Origin of the sequence: Desulfolutivibrio sp., assembly GCF_036584575.1 — a bacterium.
Lineage (GTDB): Bacteria > Desulfobacterota > Desulfovibrionia > Desulfovibrionales > Desulfovibrionaceae > Desulfolutivibrio.
This window is the reverse complement of record NZ_JAZHDB010000173.1, coordinates 1-2,809: the sequence shown is the minus strand read 5'-3', so window position 1 is coordinate 2,809 and position 2,809 is coordinate 1. Positions and strand designations below refer to the sequence as shown.

The window sequence follows — 2,809 nt, the reverse complement described above, 5'->3', positions numbered from 1 at the left end:
CGGCCTCGGCCAACTCCCCGTTTTGCAGCTCGGCCGTGAGCACGGGCTTGCCCGTAGGGTTGATACGCTCGCCGATGACCGCCAGGGGATGGCCGCCGCCCACAGCCACGGTACGCGCCCGGGAGGTGACGGCCATGGACGCCGCGTCGGCCTCGGGGCGCCGCCAGGGGCGTCCGGCCACGGCCCGGGCCAGGGCCGCGATGTGGGCCGGGGTGGTGCCGCAGCAGCCGCACAAGACCTTGGCCCCGAGCTCCACGAACTTCGCGGTCTCGGCGGCGAACTCCTCGGGGCCCATGGGAAACACGGTGCGGCCGTCCTCCAGGCGGGGCAGCCCGGCGTTGGGCTTGACCAGAAAGGGCATGGAGGCCCGGGGCAGCCACTGGCGCACCACGTCCATCATGCCCGCCGGGCCCAGGCCGCAGTTGACGCCGATCAGATCAACGCCCAGATTGCGCATGGTGTCGGCAAACACCAGGGGAGGCGTGCCGGTCAGCGAGGCCGCGCCCTCGAAGGTCATGCTCACGGCCACGGGCAGGTCGCAGACCTCGTGGCAGGCCAGGACCATGGCCTTGGCCTCGGCCAGGTCGAAATGGGTCTCGGCGATGAGCAGGTCCGCCCCGCCCTGGACTAGCCCGCGCACCTGTTCGGCAAAGGCGTCCACCAGATCGCGCAGGGTCAGCTTGCCCATGGGCTGGACGAATTTGCCCGTGGGGCCGATGCTTCCGGCCACCAGCACATGGTCCCCGGCGGCCTCCCGGGCGATTTCGGCCATGCGGCGGTTGACGGCCGTCACGTCCGTACCCGACGGCAGTTTGAAGCGGGAGCCGCCGAAGGTGTTGCTGGTGACGGCGTGGGCCCCGGCCCGGATGTAATCCTGGTGCGAGGTTTTGACGGCCTCGGGGTTGTCCAGGCCGAAAAGTTCCGGGGACTGGCCCGGGGGGAGCCCGCGCTGTTGCAGGAGGGTTCCCGTGGCCCCGTCGAAAATGAGGATGTCTCCGGACGAAAGCGCCCGTCTGGCTCTGTTCATGGGATATCCTTGGGCTTGTCGGCCGGGATCGCCCACCGGCCGGGAAATGACGCGCATCCGACCGGCGTCGGAGGCGAAACGCGCTTTCGTCTACTGAAAAACATTGAAAAGGACAAACAAAAACTCTATGCTCGTCAAGTGGCTAAGCCGCCTCTACCCAAAGTCCCTGTCCTCCCGGCGCCCCCACGGACCAACGGTTTGCTCGTATCCCGCGAGCCGCCCTTTTTTTCGCCAAAGATGAAGACGACACACGAAGATATTAACGACGCCGCCGCCCAGTCCGAACCGTCCATCCCCGTTGAAAGCGAGGATGCGGAGGAACTGTTGCTGGAGCCAGGCGACCCCGACGAGCCGGACGAATCGCCCGGCCTTTCGGGCGATGTGGAGGTGGATTCGGCCCATCTGCCTGCGCCCCTGGATTTCAAGCGCACGGGCATGGCCACCCGCGATCCCCTCCAGCTCTATCTGCGCGAGATCAGCAAATTTCCCATGCTGGCCCAGGACGAGGAATTCGACCTGGCCCGCAAGGTCCGTGACCAGGGCGACCAGGACGCCGCCTTTCGGCTGGTGTCTTCGCATCTGCGGCTGGTGGTCAAGATCGCCATGGATTTTCAGCGCCGCTGGATGCAAAACGTCCTGGACCTGATCCAGGAAGGCAACGTGGGGCTGATGCGCGCGGTCAAGAAATACGACCCGGAAAAGGGCATCAAGTTCTCCTACTACGCCGCCTACTGGATCAAGGCCTACATCCTCAAATACATCATGGACAACTGGCGGCTGGTCAAGATCGGGACCACCCAGGCCCAGCGCAAGCTGTTCTACAATTTGAACAAGGAACGCCAGCGCCTCCAGACCATGGGGTTTACGCCCAGCACCTCGAAGCTCTCGGAAAGCTTAAACGTCAGCGAGTCGGAAATTCTGGAGATGGAGCAGCGCCTAAGCGGCAACGACATGTCCCTGGACGTGTCCATCGGGGAGGACTCCTCGGCCTCGCGCATCGACTTCCTGCCCGCCCTGACCCCTGGCATCGAAGAAATGCTGGCCGACGACGAGATCTCGCGCCAACTTGAAAAACACATTGCGACCATCCGGCCCAGGCTGTCCGACAAGGAGCGCGATCTGCTTGAAAACCGCATCCTGTCGGATTCGCCCTTGACGCTGCGGGAAATCGGGGCCAAATACGGCATCACCCGGGAACGGGTGCGCCAGATCGAGTCCAGGCTGCTCGAGAAGCTCAAAGAGCATCTCTCGAACAAGATCGAGGATTTTTCCGCAGACTGGATCAAGAAATACGATTAGCGTTTTTGTGTGCATGGCGCACGTTGCACCGCGCAAGCGGTCCTTGGGGGCTGGCCACAAGCCTCCGGCACCACAAACCCGACACGGCCATGCCGGATGACCCCCGGACCTTCTCCATGCGATATCGCTTCCATTTCCTGTTCGTTCTGGCGCTTTTGCCGTGCCTGATAAGCAACTCCTGCTCGCCCAAAACGCCAGGTCTGCCGGGGATGTCTGCCAAAGAGCTGTCGCCGCGCGCCGCTGCGGACTATTATTTTCTGATCTTCCAGGATCTCCTGCGCGCCGGGGACCGGGACCAGGCCGCCACCGTGCTGGCCACCCTGGCGAAGCTGTCGCCCACGCCACAAATCCTTCTGGATCTTGCCAATCTGCAATGGGGCGCCAACCAGCGCGATGCGGCCATCGTGGTCCTTGAAGATGCGACGCGACAATTCCCCGAGGAAAAACAGATCGCCTTCTATCTGGCCAGCGCCTACCAGATGC

General features: G+C 63.9%; 3 protein-coding genes. 2 read left to right on the top strand and 1 reads right to left on the bottom strand.

Annotation, left to right across the window (positions count from 1 at the left end; translation table 11 throughout):
- Nucleotides 1-1,027 (bottom strand): homocysteine S-methyltransferase family protein (locus V3572_RS12625; RefSeq protein ID WP_332111366.1); only part of this gene is annotated, 1,027 nt, incomplete at its 3' end.
- Between the two features lie 237 nt (nt 1,028-1,264).
- Here V3572_RS12625 and V3572_RS12620 point away from each other — a divergent pair.
- Together V3572_RS12620 and V3572_RS12615 are read left to right on the top strand one after the other, a co-directional pair.
- On the top strand, nt 1,265-2,326 hold the full coding sequence (locus V3572_RS12620) for a sigma-70 family RNA polymerase sigma factor (protein WP_332111365.1): 1,062 nt from the start codon (nt 1,265-1,267) through the stop codon (nt 2,324-2,326).
- Between the two features lie 116 nt (nt 2,327-2,442).
- The coding region (locus V3572_RS12615) for a tetratricopeptide repeat protein (protein WP_332111364.1) at nt 2,443-2,809 on the top strand (367 nt) is incomplete at its 3' end.